General features: G+C 69.5%; 18 protein-coding genes. 12 read left to right on the top strand and 6 right to left on the bottom strand.

Going from position 1 to position 17,366, the window contains the following annotated elements; translation table 11 throughout:
- Positions 1–43 precede the first annotated feature (43 nt).
- The 3 genes from VYJ16_RS00470 (at position 44) to VYJ16_RS00460 (ending at position 2,611) form a co-directional block, all read left to right on the top strand.
- A complete protein-coding gene (locus VYJ16_RS00470; RefSeq protein ID WP_336348359.1) occupies positions 44–1,111 on the top strand; it encodes a glucose 1-dehydrogenase in 1,068 nt (355 codons plus the stop codon).
- Positions 1,108–1,749 carry a transcriptional regulator GfcR gene (gene gfcR / locus VYJ16_RS00465; protein ID WP_336348358.1) on the top strand — a complete coding sequence of 214 codons (642 nt, stop codon included), beginning with the start codon at positions 1,108–1,110 and terminating at the stop codon, positions 1,747–1,749. The genes VYJ16_RS00470 and gfcR overlap by 4 nt, the downstream gene beginning before the upstream one ends.
- A 283-nt stretch (positions 1,750–2,032) precedes the next feature.
- Positions 2,033–2,611 carry a DUF7110 family protein gene (locus VYJ16_RS00460; protein WP_336348357.1) on the top strand — a complete coding sequence of 193 codons (579 nt, stop codon included), beginning with the start codon at positions 2,033–2,035 and terminating at the stop codon, positions 2,609–2,611.
- A gap of 114 nt (positions 2,612–2,725) precedes the next feature.
- Here the strand turns inward: VYJ16_RS00460 and VYJ16_RS00455 are convergent, their stop codons facing one another.
- From VYJ16_RS00455 to VYJ16_RS00445, 3 genes are all read right to left on the bottom strand, one after another.
- Complete coding sequence (locus VYJ16_RS00455; RefSeq protein WP_336348356.1) at positions 2,726–4,048, bottom strand: hypothetical protein; 1,323 nt, start codon at positions 4,046–4,048, stop codon at positions 2,726–2,728.
- Positions 4,049–4,202: 154 nt separating this feature from the next.
- A complete protein-coding gene (locus VYJ16_RS00450) occupies positions 4,203–4,577 on the bottom strand; it encodes a hypothetical protein (protein WP_336348355.1) in 375 nt (124 codons plus the stop codon).
- Positions 4,578–4,662: 85 nt separating this feature from the next.
- Positions 4,663–5,019 (bottom strand): hypothetical protein, encoded by a 357-nt coding sequence (locus tag VYJ16_RS00445; protein WP_336348354.1) that lies wholly within the window; start codon positions 5,017–5,019, stop codon positions 4,663–4,665.
- Positions 5,020–5,172: 153 nt separating this feature from the next.
- Between VYJ16_RS00445 and VYJ16_RS00440 the strand changes: the two genes are divergently transcribed.
- The 6 genes from VYJ16_RS00440 (at position 5,173) to VYJ16_RS00415 (ending at position 11,298) form a co-directional block, all read left to right on the top strand.
- On the top strand, positions 5,173–6,003 hold the full coding sequence (locus VYJ16_RS00440) for an aldo/keto reductase (protein ID WP_379761775.1): 831 nt from the start codon (positions 5,173–5,175) through the stop codon (positions 6,001–6,003).
- 100 nt (positions 6,004–6,103) lie between these two features.
- On the top strand, positions 6,104–6,826 hold the full coding sequence (locus VYJ16_RS00435; protein WP_336348353.1) for a hypothetical protein: 723 nt from the start codon (positions 6,104–6,106) through the stop codon (positions 6,824–6,826).
- Positions 6,827–6,906: 80 nt separating this feature from the next.
- A complete protein-coding gene (locus tag VYJ16_RS00430) occupies positions 6,907–7,128 on the top strand; it encodes a DUF7333 family protein (RefSeq protein WP_336348352.1) in 222 nt (73 codons plus the stop codon).
- A 744-nt stretch (positions 7,129–7,872) separates the two neighbouring features.
- Complete coding sequence (locus VYJ16_RS00425; RefSeq protein WP_336348351.1) at positions 7,873–8,799, top strand: SagB/ThcOx family dehydrogenase; 927 nt, start codon at positions 7,873–7,875, stop codon at positions 8,797–8,799.
- Positions 8,796–9,980, top strand: coding sequence for a TOMM precursor leader peptide-binding protein (locus VYJ16_RS00420; protein ID WP_336348350.1), 1,185 nt, complete (start codon positions 8,796–8,798; stop codon positions 9,978–9,980). The genes VYJ16_RS00425 and VYJ16_RS00420 overlap by 4 nt, the downstream gene beginning before the upstream one ends.
- 28 nt (positions 9,981–10,008) lie before the next feature.
- Positions 10,009–11,298, top strand: a complete 1,290-nt coding sequence (locus VYJ16_RS00415) for a YcaO-like family protein (protein ID WP_336348349.1) — start codon at positions 10,009–10,011, stop codon at positions 11,296–11,298.
- Here the strand turns inward: VYJ16_RS00415 and VYJ16_RS00410 are convergent.
- Entirely contained in the window at positions 11,270–11,884 is a 615-nt protein-coding gene (locus VYJ16_RS00410; RefSeq protein ID WP_336348348.1) for a CPBP family intramembrane glutamic endopeptidase, read from the bottom strand. The genes VYJ16_RS00415 and VYJ16_RS00410 overlap by 29 nt on opposite strands.
- Positions 11,885–12,033: 149 nt before the next feature.
- Between VYJ16_RS00410 and VYJ16_RS00405 the strand changes: the two genes are divergently transcribed.
- The 3 genes from VYJ16_RS00405 (at position 12,034) to VYJ16_RS00395 (ending at position 15,192) form a co-directional block, all read left to right on the top strand.
- Positions 12,034–13,326 carry an acyl-CoA thioesterase/bile acid-CoA:amino acid N-acyltransferase family protein gene (locus VYJ16_RS00405; RefSeq protein ID WP_336348347.1) on the top strand — a complete coding sequence of 431 codons (1,293 nt, stop codon included), beginning with the start codon at positions 12,034–12,036 and terminating at the stop codon, positions 13,324–13,326.
- A 77-nt stretch (positions 13,327–13,403) separates the two neighbouring features.
- On the top strand, positions 13,404–14,303 hold the full coding sequence (locus tag VYJ16_RS00400; protein WP_336348346.1) for an ABC transporter permease: 900 nt from the start codon (positions 13,404–13,406) through the stop codon (positions 14,301–14,303).
- Complete coding sequence (locus VYJ16_RS00395; protein ID WP_336348345.1) at positions 14,290–15,192, top strand: ABC transporter ATP-binding protein; 903 nt, start codon at positions 14,290–14,292, stop codon at positions 15,190–15,192. Before VYJ16_RS00400 ends, VYJ16_RS00395 begins: the two co-directional genes overlap by 14 nt.
- A 48-nt stretch (positions 15,193–15,240) precedes the next feature.
- Here VYJ16_RS00395 and VYJ16_RS00390 read toward each other — a convergent pair whose 3' ends face one another.
- Together VYJ16_RS00390 and VYJ16_RS00385 are read right to left on the bottom strand one after the other, a co-directional pair.
- Entirely contained in the window at positions 15,241–16,188 is a 948-nt protein-coding gene (locus VYJ16_RS00390; protein ID WP_336348344.1) for a phosphoadenosine phosphosulfate reductase family protein, read from the bottom strand.
- Positions 16,189–16,397: 209 nt separating this feature from the next.
- Entirely contained in the window at positions 16,398–17,366 is a 969-nt protein-coding gene (locus VYJ16_RS00385) for a phosphoadenosine phosphosulfate reductase family protein (protein ID WP_336348343.1), read from the bottom strand.

Here is a 17,366-nt window from a genome sequence, read left to right as displayed (position 1 = left end):
GTAGAGAATAAATCTTTTGACGATGGGGTGCATTGGGAACGCTATGCAAGCTATCGCAGTCCGCCGCGGCGGGGATCGCCCCGTCCGCATCGAGAAACCACGACCCGAACCAGGGTCGGGCGAAGCCCTCGTGCGGACGCTCCGCGTCGGCATCGACGGCACCGACCACGAGGTCATCGACGGGAGTCACGGCGGGTTCCCCGACGGCGAGGACCACCTCGTCCTCGGGCACGAAGCGGTCGGCGTCGTCGAGGACCCGAACGGCACCGACCTCGAAGAAGGCGACGTCGTCGTTCCGACCGTCCGCCGACGCCCGAACGGCGAGAACGAGTACTTCGCTCGCGGCGAACCCGACTACGCCCCCGACGGCCAGTACCACGAGCGCGGCATCGTCGGCGCGCACGGCTTCATGAGCGAGTACTTCACGAGCCCCGCCGAGTACCTCGTCGAGATACCCGAGGAACTCGCGGACCTCGGGTTCCTCGTCGAACCCGCGAGCATCAGCGAGAAGGCGTTCGCGCTCGCGTTCGCCGCCCGGTCCGCGTTCGACTGGCAGCCCGAGACCGCCGCCGTCCTCGGGAACGGCAGCCTCGGCCTCCTCACGCTCGCGATGCTCGACGCGAGCGACCGCTTCGAGCGCCTCTACTGTCTCGGTCGCCGCGACCGCCCCGACCCAACCATCGACGTCATCGACGACCTCGGCGCGACGTACGTCGACTCTCGGGAAACGCCCGTCGACGAGATACCCGACGTGCACGAACCAATCGACTTCGTGTACGAAGCCACCGGGTACGCGCCCCACGCGTTCCAGACCGTCGACGCGCTCGCGCCGAACGGCGTCGGCGCGCTCCTGGGCGTCCCCGGAGACTGGGAGTTCGAGGTCGACGGCGGCGCCATTCATCGCGAACTCGTCCTCCACAACAAGGCGCTCGTCGGAAGCGTCAACTCCGGCGTCAGCGACTTCGAAGCCGGCGTCGACACCCTCCTCGGGCTCGACGACGCGTTCCTCGACGACCTCGTCACGGGCGTGTACGGTCTGGACGAACTCGACGCGGCGTTCGCCACCGACGACAGCACTATAAAAACGGCCGTCGAATTCGGGCGTAGATGAAGAACGTCGACGACCTCATCGAGAGTGCAGCCGAACTCGCCGACCGCGGCCTCAGCAAGGGCGAGATCGCAGACGAACTGAACGTGTCCCGCGAGACCGCGAGCTGGCTCGTGGAGCGCTCGGGCGCGTCACCCGCCGCCGACGCGGGCGCCAGCGACGGCCCGAGCGGCCCGCACGACATCCACGTCGACTGGTCCGCCATCGGACGGGACTCCTGGCGGCTGTCGACGATGTCCGCCGCGATGGCCGACCTCCTCGAGAAGGAGGGCGATTCCGTGGACCTCACCATCGGCATCGAGAAGGCGGGTGCACCCATCGCGACGAGCATCGCGCGCGAACTCGACACGGACCTGGCGACGTACGCGCCCCGCAAGCACCAGTGGGACGAGGGCGACCTCGACGACCTCGGCGGGTCGTTCTCGCGGAACTTCGCGCAGATCCGCGGCCGCGAGTGCTACGTCGTGGACGACATCATCACGAGCGGCACGACGCTCACCGAAACCATCGAAGCCGTCAAGAAGCAGGGCGGGAAGCCCGTCGCCGCGTGCGTCCTCGTCGACAAACAGGGCCACGACGAGATCGACGGCGTCCCCGTCTACTCGCTCCTGCAGGTGCTGCGCGTCGGGAACGACGAGTGACGACCGACGCCTGAACGCGTACCGGTGCCTTCCCGGACGAGCACCCCGGTCCTGGTTCTCGTCGCCAACGCGGTTGCTCCCTGGTCTCGGTCGTGCTCGGTTGACCACGCCACCACCACCCACACCGGTCGTGGTAGGGTTTCTCATACGTTCGTGCGGTTCGCGGGCTGAGGCCCGATATTCCACACCGCAAAACTCGGAACAAACAGCAGGTCATATAAACTCGCCAGCCCTACTAGAGGGCAAGCGGCAGGGCCACCAGGCGGCGCCGTAAACTATTCCCATGTCATCAGACGAAACAGGTCACGTCTACCGATTGCATTCGACACTCGAACTGCCTCTCGAAGACGTTCGAGAGTACTTCGACAACGACCCGGAACTCCCCGTCGACGTCGACGACGTGGACATCACGCGTCGGAACAACACCCTCATTCTCAAGGCCATCGCCGAGGACAAGGTCAGCAAGTACACGCCGACCGCCCAGCTGAAGGCCAGCGTCACGGAGGTCCGCGTGTACGAGGAGGACCCCGACGAGGTGAACAACGGGCCGACGTGGGGCGACGAAGAGGAAGAGGAGATCGAGAGCGAGCTCGTGGAGTTCGCGGCGTTCAAGGGTGACCGCGAGACCGTCCTCCAGAACTCCCTCTTGCAGTACGAGATGTTCCAGGTGCTCCGCGAGATAGCGAAGCTCGCGGACAAGGGCACGCTCACCGCCATCACGAGCCAGGACGGCGAGCTGACCGCGCACCGTATCGTCGACGGCGAGGAACGCCCGGCGAAGATCGAGGTCGTCGAAGGTCCCGGCGAGAACGAGGAGGGGAAGAGCGGCGTGAACTGGCGCGACAACAAGTTCATCAGCTGATACTGCGGCGCGAGCGGTGCGGCGAGACGAGCGGTTCGGATTCTCGACGGCTGTCTGTTGTGCGGAGCGACCGCGTCGCGCAGCCGAAGGAGTGACCTGACGTGGTTGGGTCTGTCAGATGACGTAGTCCGTGAAGGTCTCGAGGACGCGGTCGGCGCCGCGGACGATGGCGCTCGCGTCGTGGTATCGCCACTCGCCGCCGGCGTAGACGGCGATGAACGGCGCGGACGTGTGGTAGCCGACGGGGACGCGGAGCGACGGTTCGACGGGCACCCAGTCGTCGTCGCCGATACGCACGGGGTCGTGGGCGTAGGGGAGTGCGGGGACGTCGTCGGGGTGGACGCCGAGGAGGACGTGCCCGGACTGGAAGAGGAGCGCGGTCCGGCAGTCGAACGCGTGGTGGAGGAGGCCGGCGAGCAGGTACGTGCGGTCCTTGCAGTCGCCGACGCCGGCGACGAGGGTCTCCTCGACGGTGCGGTGGTAGTCGTACGCGCCGACGGTGTCGGCGTCGTACCCGTACTCGATGGCTTGCACGAACCGCACGAGGGCGTCGAACCGTCGGCCGGCGGAGAGCGACGCGAGACCGCTGTCGGTGTCTCGGTCGTCTCGGCTGTCGTCGCGGCCGTCGGCGCGGTTGTCGTCGCGGTTGGCGTCGGGGCTGTCGTTGCGACCGTCGTCCGGTGTTCGTCTCCTCGTCTCGGGGCGGCGAGCGTCCTGGTCGAGGGATGCGAGCAGGTGCGCTGCGACCGGGCTCGCCAGGGATTCCTCGTAGGTCCGGACGTAGCCGCGGTCGGCGGCGACGGCGGCCTCGTGCGTCGACCGCCGCACTCGGTAGTCGACCGCCCACGTCGCGTCGGCGACGTCCCGCCAGCGGTACGTCAGCGCGTAGTCGTTCCGGTCGCGTCGACGCTCGAAGTCGCCGCCGTCGACCGCGGGCTTGGCGTCGGCGACGCGCGGTGCACGGACGGCGTCCCCGGCGGACGTCCACGCGTACGGTGCGGACTCGCAGAGGTACGCGCGTCGTTCGCCGTCGAGCCCGGGGCGTGCGTACACCTCGTAGAACCAGGGGTCGCGGTCGCGTTCGACCGTCCCGTCAGCGACCTCGACGGTGACCGTCGCCGTGGGCGTGTCCGCGTCGACCCGGACGCGGTCGGTCCTCGCTCGCGCTCGCACGCGACCGTCGGGGTACGTGCGCCTGCAGACGACGACCCGGAACGGGTCGCGTGGGTCGGTCGCGGTCACGGAGACGGTCACGGCGTCGTCGTCGACGGCGTCGATGCGACCGGTCAGTCCTGGGTCGCGGACGACGGGGGTCGCGCGCGGCTTCGGTGGGGCGCTCCACAGGCCGAGGTGTCGTCGAGCGGCACGTAGCGTCGTGTCGCCGAGGAGCCCACTCCCGACCAGCGCTCCCGATGCCAGGAGCTGGCGGCGGTCCATTGCTGGCTCCTTGCACCCCAGAATGACAATCGTACCGCCCCGATACCTGCTGGTTGGTTACCAGTCGACGACCACGTGACGACGCGACCGGGGTGGCGGTCGCGGCGCGCGAAGCGGGCCGCGGGACGCCATCGACAGAATGGGATTCCTGGGGTCAGACTCCGGGGACGCCGTACGCGTCGACCGCGGTAACGCCGAGGAGCGAGAGGAGCGAGAGGACGAGGAGCGCGGCGATCCACGCGAACACGCCGATGAGGCCGGCGCGCAGCCAGCCCGCTCGATACCGCCACTTGACGACGCCGACCCAGACGACGAGCGCGAGGACGCTCGCGAGCGACCCGAGGGAGACGTCCGCGAGCGAGAACGCGACCTCGACGCCCGTCCACGCGAGCGACCCGAGGAGTGCCGTGACGACGGCGTACGTGTAGTCCTTGCCCTTGAGCGCGAACGTCGCGCCGAGGTGGATTGCGACGCCGCCGACGAGGAGCGATACGACGAACACGATGACGCTGGAGACCGTCGTTGCCATACTCCGCACGACGCCCGGGGGTGGGATAAAACGATGGCCGCGATGCTTCGACCGGCGTCGCCTCGCAGCGTCGCCGCGGGCCGAGTCAGCGTTCGCGTTCGAACGTCGCGTCGGCGGACGTCCGCCCGTCGTTCCAGGAGAGAACGGTCGCTTCGATGACGTCCCCGACCTGCACGCTCGCGGGGACGTCCTCGACGAACAGCACGAACCCTTCGACCTTCCCGACGGCGATCGACTCGCCGGAGTGATGCGTGGTGAACTCGTGCACGCCGAACTCGTAGGTCTCGCCGAGGTCGACGGGCGGGTCGCGCTTCTGGGCGTCGGCGTGCGCTCGCTCGGACTTCCGGGCTTCCGCGTTCTTCCCTTTCCGGAGGACGAGCAGCGCGAATCCGGACCCGACGACGGCGATCGCGGCGGCGGCGACGACGTAGACGTACTCCATGCGCGGTCGGTCGACCGCGAGCGAGTTAAACGCCGGTGACTCGCCCGCAGCGCCCGCGTCGACGCGTCGCGTCGGTCGTCGTTGCCCGGTGGTCGCCAACGTCTCTTGGCCGCCACCCCAATCGCTTTCAGGGCATAGCGTCTCGCACTCACCATGACGACACCACCGCGAACGGCGAGCGACGTACCGCACGCGAAGGACATGCCGATGCTCGGCCTCGGGACGTGGCAGAACGAAGACCCCGAGCAGTGCGCGGAGTCCGTGCGGACCGCGCTCGACATGGGGTACCGACACATCGATACCGCGCAAGCGTACGGGAACGAGGCGGCCGTCGGCGACGGTATCGAGGCGGCGGACGTCGACCGCGAGGACGTCTTCCTCGCGACGAAGGTCTGGATCGACAACCTCAGTCACGACGACGTGCTCGCGACGACCGAGGAGAGCCTCGAGAAGCTCGGCGTGGACTACGTCGACCTCCTCTACGTCCACTGGCCGTCCCGAACGTACGACCCAGCGGACACGCTCGCGGCGTTCGACGCGCTCGCGGAGGACGGCACCATCGAGCACGTCGGCGTGTCGAACTTCGAACCCGAGCACGTCGCGGAGGCGGAGGAGATACTCGCGGCGGACGTGTTCGCGAACCAGGTCGAGTGTCATCCGTTCCTCCAACAGGAGGAGCTCCGGGCGGCGTGCGACGAGCACGACGTCGAACTCGTGGCGTACTCGCCGCTCGCTCGCGGGAGCGTGTTCGACGAACCCGTCATCTCGGAGATCGCGGGGAAGCACGACGTGAGCGAGGCGCAGGTGAGTCTCGCGTGGCTCCGCGAGCAGGGCATCACGGCGATCCCGAAGGCGACGGGGCACGCGCACATCGAGGACAACTGGCTGAGTCTCGGCGTCGACCTGGACGACGGCGACCTGGAGCGCATCGGGCGGCTCGACCGCTCGGACCGCGAGGTCGACCCCGGGTTCGCGCCCTGGTAGCGTGCTCGTGGTCGCGACCGGTCGCACACCGCGGTTCGCGTCCGTTCGCGTGGCGGCGAGAGCCGTAAGCGTTCAAACGGTGGGGGGCGTGCGGTAGCGTATGAGTGGTCTGGTCGAGGGGGTCGCGGTGGACGTGCGGCGGCTCCACGAGTCGTGGATGGCGCTGTTCTTCCCGCGGCAGCGGACCGAGGAGTCGCAAGTGCTCGGGAAGTGGACGCCGGAGACGACGAGCGGGATGGTCGCGTACCGCGCGTGGAGCGCGCTCGGCGCGCTCTTCGTGCTGGTGGGGTATCCGCTCGCGCTCGCGGGCGTCGTCCTCCGGTACCTCGCGTGGAGCGCGGATTCGACGTCCACGCGCCTGGGGCTGCTGGGGACGCTGTTCCTCGCGGTGCTGGCGTGGGGTGCGCTCGCGGCGGCGTCGTACTTCCGGTTCACGTTCAGTGGGTTCATCGCGATGGTGGCGGCGGCGCTCGTCGCGACGGCGTGCGCGGGGCTGGCGTTCCTGTTCTCGCAGGTCGGTGGCCGAGCCACGACGGTGCTCGCGGCGTATCCGGCGGCGGTGACCGCGTTGTTCCTGCCGCCGGTCGTCGCGGCGTTCTACTCGCCGGCGCTCGGCGACGTCGTGTTCGGCGGGAGCGAGAGCGTCGCGGCGTGGTTCCTCGACAACGTCCTCGCGCTCGGTGGCGTGAACGACTACCTGCGGACCGAGTACGACCTCACCGGGGTCGCGTACGTCGCGATGTGGCTCGCGGTGTCCATCCCGCTCGGATGGCTCGTCGGGATTCTGGTGTCACTCGCGAACGCCGCCCGGCCGACCGCGTAGGTCGTCGCGACTCCGGGGACGGGTCCGGCGGGGGGTTCCGCGACCGTCATCTTCTCGTCGTCGCACTCGTATCGACAGGTATGGAGTTCACTCAAGGCACAACGATCGGTCTCTTCCTGCTCGTCGTCGTCGTTGGCGTCGGCGGCTTGCTCGCTTCCGGCGTGATGGCGGCGTCGACGATCTTGATGATGGTGGCACCGTCCGTGCTCGTCTTCGGTGGGCTGTGTCTGTTCCTCGGCGTGAAGCACGGCGAGCACCGCGCGGGCGGCGGCGGTGACGGGTCGCGACAGTTCGGCGGGTAGCCCCAGCAGTTCTTCGTTCTCCGGTGCCGCCGCAATCGTGCAGTCCCTCGCCGAGCGCGTGCTGTGGGTGTGGGTCTCGGCTGTGGGTATCGGTCGACGCTGCGTCAGCGCCATAAATGAGCGTCCGTATTCGCCCCACGGCTCTTCATGCAGTTGCGTTCGCGAGGAAGAACTCCGTGTCCGTTCCCGACCGTTCGCTCGCCACTGAATCGACAGACAGCGGCGGATTACCGGCGTTCGAGCCGCGATAATCTCCACCGCCAGAATGTTTAAATATTATCCTAACAGTGGATAAGATGTATCTCATGAAGCTCGAGATCACCGACGATTCGACGACCGAGCGCACGGTCCCCGTCGACGGCGGTTCCAGCTGTAGCTGCTGCACGTGCAGCTCCTGCTGTTGTAACGCCAACTGACGGGGAGCCAGCAGCGCCGGCGGGCCGCCAGTGCGCTGCACTCCCGGACGCATCGACCGACGACCGCCGTCGCCACCCGGTCCTCTCGCAGCGGGGGCGACGGCGCCGACTCGAACGACCCCGCTCCCGTGACGCCTCCTCCACGAGGACCCACCATCGCGACTCGACGCCACGACCCACGGAGACCCAGCGCTATGACCCACGGAGACCCAGCGCCATGACCACCGAACTCGGAGTGACGACCGACGGACACCCAGTGCCACGATTCACGAACGCGACGCGCCGACCGACGGAGGACCGGTGCGATGACTGACGGAGGGCGAGCGCGATGAACGTCGACCTGAATCGACTCCGTCAACTCCGGAGTCAGCGCTTCGACCCGACGGTCGCGCGACCGCGCGAATCGTACTTCAACGAGTACACTGGGCGGGCGTTCGAGTCCGGGAACGTCGCGGAGCGGTTCCACGAGAACACGAAACTGACGCGTCAATCCGAGTTCCAGCTGGGTCCTGCGGCGGGGACGTTCACGGGCGACCCGTCGCTCGGGTACGCGCAAGCGCGCCTCCAGCCCGACCACGCCGACGCGGACCTCGTCGACCTCCCGCCGACGGACGGCCTGGACGACCGGTTCGACACGGTCGTGGTGACGCGTCGAAGCCGTCGAGCGATGTCGGGCGAAGGTATCTCGCTCCAGGACCTGTCGACGCTCCTCCAGCACGCGTGCGGCGTCACCGGGAAGGACGTCGTCGGGGAGACGGGCGACGGGCACGATGACGTCGAGAAGCCGTTCCGCGCGTACGCGTCGGCGGGTGGACTCTACCCGGTCGAGGCGTACGTCGCGGTCGTCAACGAGGGCGCTGACCTCCCGCGGGGCCTGTACTACTACGTCCCCGAGGAGCACGCGGTCCGCGTGCTCGACCGCGACCCGGACGTGGTCGACCGAGTGGACGACGTCATCTCGATTCCACGTGACGTCCACGACCCGACGGACGCCGCGGTGTCGGTGTTCCTCACGGGCGCGTTCTGGCGGGCGATGGCGAAGTACGGGCCGCGCGGGTACCGGTTCGTCCTCCAGGAGTCCGGGCATCTCGCGCAGAACCTCCAGCTCGCGGCGAACGCGGTCGGGCTGGCGTCGGTGCCGCTCGCGGCGTTCTACGACGACGAAGCGAACGACCTCCTCGGCGTCGACGGCGTGAACGAGGCCGCAGTCTACAGTATCTCGGTCGGGCAGCTCGACCACGGAGGCGATCCATGACAGACGAATCAGCAACGCACGACGCGCTGGACGTGACGTATCCCGCGTTCAACCCGACGGTCGTCCCAGCACAGGTCGACGAGAACACCCTCCACGTTCGCGCTGGCCCGTGGAGCGGCCCCATCCTCACGCTCCGGGACGCGGACGAGGACGACGGCATCACCGCGCTCGTGGACCGGATCGACGGCGAGACGCACGTCGAGGACGTCCTCGAGGGGTTCGAGGGCGCGGAACGCGAGGAGGTCCTGGACGCGCTCGCGGCGCTCGCCGAGAACGACGTCGTGTACGACGCGAGCGACGACGCGGACCCACTCCATCACCATCTCGCGATGCGGCATCGGTTCCGGGCGGCGGACGCGGACCGCGTCGCGTCGAAGACGGTCGCGCTCGTCGGCGACGCCAGGATGGTGCGTCACGTCGCGGAGGACGTGCTCGCGCTCGGCGTCGGCGACGTCGGCGTCGTCTCGCTCGACGACGCGACCGCGGGCGGCGGAGCAACGGTCGGCGAGGACGCGTCGACGGCGGGCGGCGACGCCGCGCGAGTCGAGGTCGACGGCGTCGCTGGCGGGGACGCGTTCGCGTACGTCCGCGACGACGACCGGTTCGAGGTGTTCGAGCGCGATGCGCTCCACGAGGTCGTCGCGGCCGCGGACTTCGTCGTCTACGCGGGGACGCGCCCGCGACCGACGCTGCTCGCGGACCTGAACGAGGCGACGCACGAGGCGGGGACGCCGTGGGTGCTCGGGCAGGCGCTCGGGTTCGACGGCGTCGTCGGGCCCGCCGTCTTCCCCGGGGAGACCGCGTGCTACGAGTGCTTCGAGCGGCGAACGCTCGCGAACGTCGCGAACCGCGAGGGCTACCTCGGGTACCGGGACGCGGTCGAGGTCGACGACCACCTCGCGGCGCGCTCGCTCCCGATGCTCGAACGCGCGGTCGCCGGCTACCTCTCGCTCGACCTCGTGCACCTGCTCGCGTTCGGCGTCGGATTCACCGCGGGTGCGGTCGTCACCGTGAACGCGCTCGACTGCGCGACCACCACCGAGGACGTCCTGCGCCTCCCGCGCTGCCCGACCTGCGGCGTCGACCCGGACGACGGCCACTCGCCGTTCGTCTCGCTCGACGACGTCGTGCACGCCGACCGCATCCGGGGGTCGACAGAGACCGCTCGGGGAGGTGACTGACCGTGCTTGAGACCGCTCGGGGAGGTGCGTGACCGTGGACGTCCACGTGCACGACACGCCCATCGACGCGAACGCGGGACGGCTGCTCGGCGAGCACACGGGCATCGTGAACTCGCTGCACCTCATGCAGCAGTCCCGCCACGAGCCGCGGGCGACGCTGTGCACGCCCGACACAACCGACGTCGCGTACCTCGCTGACGCCGACGCGCCCCTCGAACTCTCGCTCGGCGGGAAGGCCCGCGACCTCGAAGGGTCGTTCATGAGCGCGCTCGGCGAGACCGTCGAACGCTACTGTCTGTGCTTCCCGCCGGCGCTCGACGACCTCGAGATGGCGACGTACGAGGCGGTCGCCGAAAGCGAGCGCGTCGTCGACTACGAGCACCTCGACATCTGGGGCGACGGCGTCTACGAGCAGCGACTCGCCGAGTTCTCGCGCGACGTCGAACTGCCGTGGACGACCGGCACGAACCTCCTCACGGGCGAACCGGTAGCGGTGCCCGCGGACCTCGTGTGGGCGGACGTCGGGTCGCTCGCCGCGACGGAGACGCGACTCCTCGGCACCTCGAACGGCTGCGCCGCGGGCCCGGACGTCCCGTCGGCGCTCCTCGGGTCGCTCTACGAACTCGTCGAACGCGACGCGTTCATGCGGTCGTGGGGGCGCCAGGAGCCGCCGACGCGGTACGACCCCGCGTCCATCCCGGGCGTCGACGACTTCCTCGACGACCACGTCGACCGGGCGACGACCGCGCACGCGTTCGCGTACGACTCCCCGCTGGACGTGCCGACGCTCGGTGCGGCGCTCGTGAACGACCGCGACGAACGCCCGAAGTTCCTGCTCGGCGGCGGCGCTGACGTCGACCCCGTCGACGCCGTGCTGTCGTCGCTCGTCGAGTGCGTGCAGGGATGGCCGTACGCCGCCGAACTCGCCGTCGAGTACGACGTCGACGACCTCGACCCGGCGGACCCCGAGGACAACTTCGACGCGAACGTCCTCTACTACACGCTCCCCGAGCACTTCGACGAGGTCGCGACGCTGTTCGAACGCGACCCGGAGCCCGTCCCGTCCGAGGGGTTCCCGGACCGCTCGGACTGGTCGACCGAGCGCGCGCTCGAGTTCGTGCTCGACGAACTCGACGACGCGGGGTTCACGCCGATCGCGTTCGACCTGACGACGCGGGACGTCCGCGACGTCGGGCTCGCCGTGACGCGCGTCGTCGTCCCGGAACTCGTGCCGTTGACGCTCCCGTTCGCGCTCCCCGAGAACCATCCGGCGTTCGACGGGGACGAACTCACCGACCGACCGCATCCATTCCCGTGAACGCAATGGTCCACAACGCAGCGAGGTTGTACCCGAGATGAGCGAGCACCGGCACGACGACGGTCCCGGTCGCGACGTACGCGACGGCGTACGCCACGCCATCCCAGGTCTTCAGGGCGACCTCTCGGCGGCCGCGAGCGACGTGCGCGAGCCCGAACCCGACGGCGGAGGCGGCGACGAACGCGACGTCGCCGTACGCGCTCGCGAGCGGGGCGAGCGCCGTCCGGAAGACGAGTTCCTCGGGGACGACCGCGAGCAGCATCGGTGCGGCGTACGCGAATTCGCTCGTTCCGCGTTCGACGGCCGCGCCCGTGACGCGTTCGACGACGGCGGTGTCGAGCAAGTAGAGCGCGACGCCGGCGGGGAGTGCGAGCGCGAACGCGGGCTCGAACCGGAGCGTCGGCGCGACCGGTCCGCCGAGGACGAGCGCGCTCGCGAACGCTATCGACAGCGCGGCGTACACCCAGCGGTCGTGCTCGCGCCGGTACGCGTACCCGACGCGCGGGCCGAGCACGACGACGCCCGCGAACGCGACCGGCACGACGAGGACGTACGCGAGCGCGACGGCGGCCCACGCGACCGTCACGCGACCCGCCTCCGCGGTCGGCGGCTCGGGTCGCGGTCCCGTGGCGTCACTCGTCGCGCTATCTCGCGGCCGTCGTGCATCGTGCCCGAGCGGTCACCGCGGACGCACATCACGCTGACGGACCGCGACGCGACGGGGGTGGCGTCGACATGACCGACGCCTCGTTCGACGTGACGCCTCGCCGTCCTGCGTTCACGGAGCGCGTCGAACTCCGGCTCTCGGGCGTCGACCCCGGTGCGCGCGTCGAACTCTCGGCGCGGATGCCGGACCGGTCGGGCGTCCTCGAGTCGTCGGCGACGTTCGAGGCGGACGGCGACGGCGTCGTCGACCTCGCCGAGCACGCGCCGGTCGACGACGCGTACGACGGCGCGGACGCGATGGGGTTGTTCCGGACGCTGTCGATGACGACCGAGCGCGACCTCGCAGCGCCCGACGAAGCCGTCACGTCGCTCGTCGTGGACGTGACCGCGCGCGTCGACGGCGAACCGGTCGCGGAGACGACCGTCGAGCGCGTGCTCGCGCCCGAGGGCGTCACGGCGTCGGTCGTCGACGACCGCGGCGTCGTCGGGCGGTTCCTCGAACCCGCGGGCGACGGCCCGCACCCGGGCGTGCTCGTGCTCGCCGGTGGCGGCGGCGACCCGCCGTGGAAGGTCGGGCCGCTGCTGGCGAGCGAGGGGTACGCGGTGCTGGCGCTCTCGTACTTCGGCCCCGAGGTCGACGGGCGGCCGGACGCGCTCGACGGCATCCGCATCGAGTACTTCGAGCGTGCGCTCGACTGGCTCTCGAACCGGTCGAGCGTCCGCGCCGCCCCGTTCGGCGTCGTCGGCTGGTCTCGCGGCGCGAACGCCGGCCTCCTGCTCGCCGCGCAGAACGCAGAGATCGGCGCGGTGGTCGCGTACGCGCCGAGCAGCGTCGTCTTCCAGGGCATCCCGGACGGCTGGGGGAGCGTCGGCACGCCGTGGACGCGCGGCGGCGTCGACGTTCCCTTCGTCCCGTACTCGTTCGGGAAGCGGTTCGTGCCCGGTGCACTCGGGCGGTTCGTGAAGCGCGACGAACTCGAACTCCGCCCGATCTACGAACGCAGCATCGAGCAGGCCGACGACGACGTCGTCGCGGACGCCCGCATCCCCGTCGAGCGCGTCGCCGGCCCCGTCCTCCTCGTCTCCGGGACCGACGACGCGCTCTGGCCGTCCAGCCGGTTCTGCGACGAGCTCGACGCGCGCCTCGACGCGCACGACCACGCGTACGCTCACGAGCACCACTCGACCGACGGCGCCGGGCACGTCGTCCCGGTGCCGTACGACGCGACGCGCACGGACGTCGGCGACATCGTGCCCGGGCTCTCGCTCGCCGGCGGCGGCTCGGTCGACGCGAACGCTCGCGCCGCCCGGTCCGCGTGGCCGCTCGCGCTCGCGTACCTCGACCGGGGGCTCGACCCATGACCACGTCCGAGTCCACGACGACCGATCACGCAACGACCGAGCGCGCGCACTCGACGACCGACCATTCCAGGACACACATGGCAACCGACCACGCATCGACCCAGACGACGCAGCGAGCGGACGACGCCACGGGCGTCGCCCCATGGTACAGGCAGACGAAGAGCTTCGCTCGGCGGTCGCTCCGCGAACTCGCGCGCAGCAAGGTCGCGCTGTTCTGGGCGATCCTCTGGCCGGTGTTCTGGTACTTCCTCACGATGGTGCTGTTCATCAGCGAACCACAGGGCGTCCCGGAGGCCGAGTTGGCGGCGGTGATGGCGGACACGAAGGCGACGAACGCCATCTCGTTCGGGCTGTTCGGCGCGTTCACGGTGACGCTCGTCTCGTTCGCGCAGAACTTCACCGCCGACCTCGAGGAGAAGCGCTACCGGAAGCTCCGGTCGCTCCCCGTCTATCCGTCGGCGGACCTCACCGGGCGGTTCCTCGCCGGGTTCGTGCTCGCGCTCGCGTCGTTCTGGAGCGTCATCGCGGTCGGGTACGTCGACGGCGCGAGCTTCGACCTCCACAGCGTACTCTCGGTGCCGGTCGTGCTCGCGAGCCTCCTCCTGTTCTGTATCGTCGGGATGTCGACCGCGGTCGTGCTCTCGGCGGTCGTCACGAAGGGCGAGTACCTCACCGTCATCACGAACACCACGCTCCTCGTCCTGTTCTTCTCCACGGGCTTCAACGGCGTCCAGCCCGCGATGTCGCCGCTCGCGGACTACGTGAACCTCGTCCCGAACTCGCTCGCCGCACGCCTCCAGGTATACCACCTCACGGACGTCCATGGAAGCGCGGCCGCGAGCGCCGGCGTCACGCCGCCGGAACTCCCCGCGGACCCCGTCTACCTCGTCGTCCTCCTCGGGTTCGCGGTCGCGCTCTGGGGTGTCGCCGTCCTCACGATGCGTCGCGCCGTCTACGGGGGTGATGCGGGTGAGTGACGCGCTCGCGGTGAGCGCGACCGGCGTCCGGAAGACGTTCGGCGACGCGGTCGTGCTCGACGACGCGGACCTTCGCGTGCCGGCGAACGACGTCACGCTCCTCATGGGGCCGAACGGCGCCGGGAAGACCATCCTCCTGTCGTGTCTCTGCGGCGCGCTCTCGCCCGACGACGGCGACGTCGAGGTGCTCGGGCGGTCGCCGACCGAGGCCAGAACCGACCTCTCGTTCATGATCCAGGGCGGGCTCGCGCTCCCGGACCTCACGGGCCGCGAGAACCTCGAGTTCTACGCGGGCCTCCACCCGCGAGCGACCGACGAGTGGCGCGACATCGTCGACTGGCTCGACCTCGACAGGGACGCGCTCGACAAACCCGTTCGCGACTACTCGGGCGGGATGACGCGCAAGCTCGAGCTCGCGGCGACGCTCTCGGTCGACGTCCCGCTCTACCTGCTCGACGAGCCGAGCGCGGAACTGGACATGACGACGATCGACCGCCTGCACTCGTACCTCCGCGACCTCGTCGACGACGGGAAGACCGTCGTCTTCACGAGTCACGAACCGATGGACGCCGACATCGCGAGTCACGTCGCGTTCGTCCAGCACGGCGAGCGCGTCGCCGCCGGCGACCCCGACGCGCTCCTCGCGGACGTCCCGCGCGTCCTCCGCGTCGACGGCCGTCGGCTCGTCGGCGACGTCTCCGAGTTCGTCCGCGACGGCCGGCTGTTCGAGGACGGCCAGGAACGCCGCGGGTTCCTCCAGGACGGCGCGACCGTCGACCTCGCGAAACGCACGATTCCGGACGACTCGAACCGGGAGAAGGTCGCCGCGGCCGACCCGACGTACGCGGACATGTTCAACTACTACACGCGCGTCCGCTCCTGGGACTGACGCCCGCGGAACGGACGCCTCGCCGACGCGTCCCTCGCCGACGCGTCCCTACATGTAGCCGAGGTCCCGGAGTCGCGCCATGATGTCCTCCTTGTCCTGCGCGCGCCCCTCGCGCTCGGTCGTGCCCTCGACGTCCTGGGTCCACGCGGCGCGGTCGTCGTTCGCCGCCGACCCCTCCTTCGTGCCGAGGCTCCGGTAGCCCTCGAAGTACAGCGGGTGCACGGGGAGGTCGAGGACGTCGAGGTCGTCGGGGAGGTCGAGGACGTCGACGGGCACGTGGCCGTCCGGGTAGCCGGGGACGCTGTCGGGGACGACGTACCCCCAGATGGCGTCCCAGACCGCGCGCTCGTCGAACGCGAGGATCGGGTGCACGCGGTCGTGGGGCGGGTACTTCTCGGCGTCGTGACGCGGACTGAAGAACGTCTCCGTCGCTCTCGCGTCCTGCTCGTCCCATCGGATGCCGGAGAAGACGCCGTCGAACCCGCGGTCGGTGATGGTCTCGTTGAGCGCGACGGTCTTCAGGAGGTGGTTGCCCGCGAGCGTGTCCGGCGAGAACACGAACGCGTCGTCGTCGTACTCGAGGACCTCGCGGAGTTCGCGCTGCGTGTGCTCGGGGAGGTCCGCGACCGCGACCTCGCTCCCCGGCTCGAAGCTCGCGAACGCGTCGTTGCGAGCGACGACCAGTTCGAAACCCCACTCGTCGGCCCAGCGTTCGGCGAACGCGAGCGTCTCCTCGAAGTGACGGTAGTGGTCGAGGAACACGAGCGGTGGCAGGTCGAACCCGCCCTCGACGGCGACCTCGCGGACGACGTACGCGACGAGCGTCGAGTCCTTCCCGCCCGTGAACATCACGGCCGGGTTCTCGTACTGTTCGAGCGCCGTCCGGACCGTCTCGGCGGCGACCGCGAACTTCGATTCGAGCGACGCGTAGTCCGCGGGCGTCTCACTCGCCCCGCGCTCGTAGTCCACTGTGACGTACTCTGGGAACGTACTCATGTCCCTCTTGACGCGCCCGGAGGTATTGGTTGTATGCCGACAACCAGTAGCACAGGAATCGGCTACCAAAGCTCGATGCGAGTAGCCGCCGGCTACGTGGTCGAGCGTCGAAGAATCGAACGGAGACGCTGCGTCGCGGGCCGGCCGCGAGTCGACGGTCGGCCGTCAGTCGGCCGCAGTCACGTGTGTCAGTCGTCAGTCGCCCGCCGTTACATGTAGCCGAGGTCGCGCAGGCGCTCCATCAGGTCCTCCTTGTCCTGGGCGCGGCCCGCGCGCTCGGTCGTGTTGTCGAGGTCCTGGAGCCACGCGGGTTCCTCCGCGGACTTGTCCGTACTGACTTCGCTCCCGAGCGAGCGGAAGCCGGCGAAGTACTTCGGGCTCACGGGGATGTCCTCCTGCTCGATGCCCTCGGGCAGGTCCGTGTCGCTCTCGGGGACGTAGCCCTCCTCGGGGTAGCCCTCGACGACGTCCGGGATGGTGAAGTGCCAGAACGTGTCCCAGACCGCGCGCTCGTCGAAGTGCAGGATGGGCTGGATGCGGTCGTGGGGCGGGTAGATGTCGGGGTCGTGACGCGGACTGAAGAACGTCTCGTCCGCGCGCGCTTCCTGCTCGTCCCAGCGGACGCCGGAGAGGATGCCGTCGACGTCGTGCTCCTCGATGGCGTCGTTGAGCGCCACCGTCTTCAGGAGGTGGTTGCCGACGTACGTGTCGAGCAGGAACGGGAACGAGTCCTCCTCGTACTCGAGGATGTTCCGGACGTGATGCTGGTTGTGGTCGCTGAGCTCGTCGATCTCGATGTCGTCACCGGGCTCGAGGTCGCGCTCGTCGACGATGGAGCCGATGTCCTCGTTGCGCGCCCAGATGACGTCGAGGTCCCACTCGTCGGCCCAGTGCTTCGCGAAGTCGATGAGTTCCTCGAAGTGCTGGAAGTGGTCGATGAAGACGACCGGCGGCACCTCGAGGTCGAAACGGTCGGCGACCTCCTTGACGAAGTACAGCGTGAGCGTCGAGTCCTTCCCGCCGGTCCACATGACGACGGGGTTCTCGTACTCCTCGAGGCCCTTCTTCGTGACCTCGATGGCTTTCTCGATCTTGTGTTCGACCGAGGGGTAGTCCTCGGGGTTCTCGCCTTCGCCGTCCGTGTAGTCGACGTCGAGGTAGTCGGGGAAGTCGGCCAT

The sequence above is a fragment of the Halorubellus litoreus genome (assembly GCF_037081675.1).
GTDB lineage: Archaea > Halobacteriota > Halobacteria > Halobacteriales > Natrialbaceae > Halorubellus > Halorubellus litoreus.
Note: the sequence above shows the minus strand (reverse complement) of the source record. Positions and strands in the feature narration are given on the sequence as shown.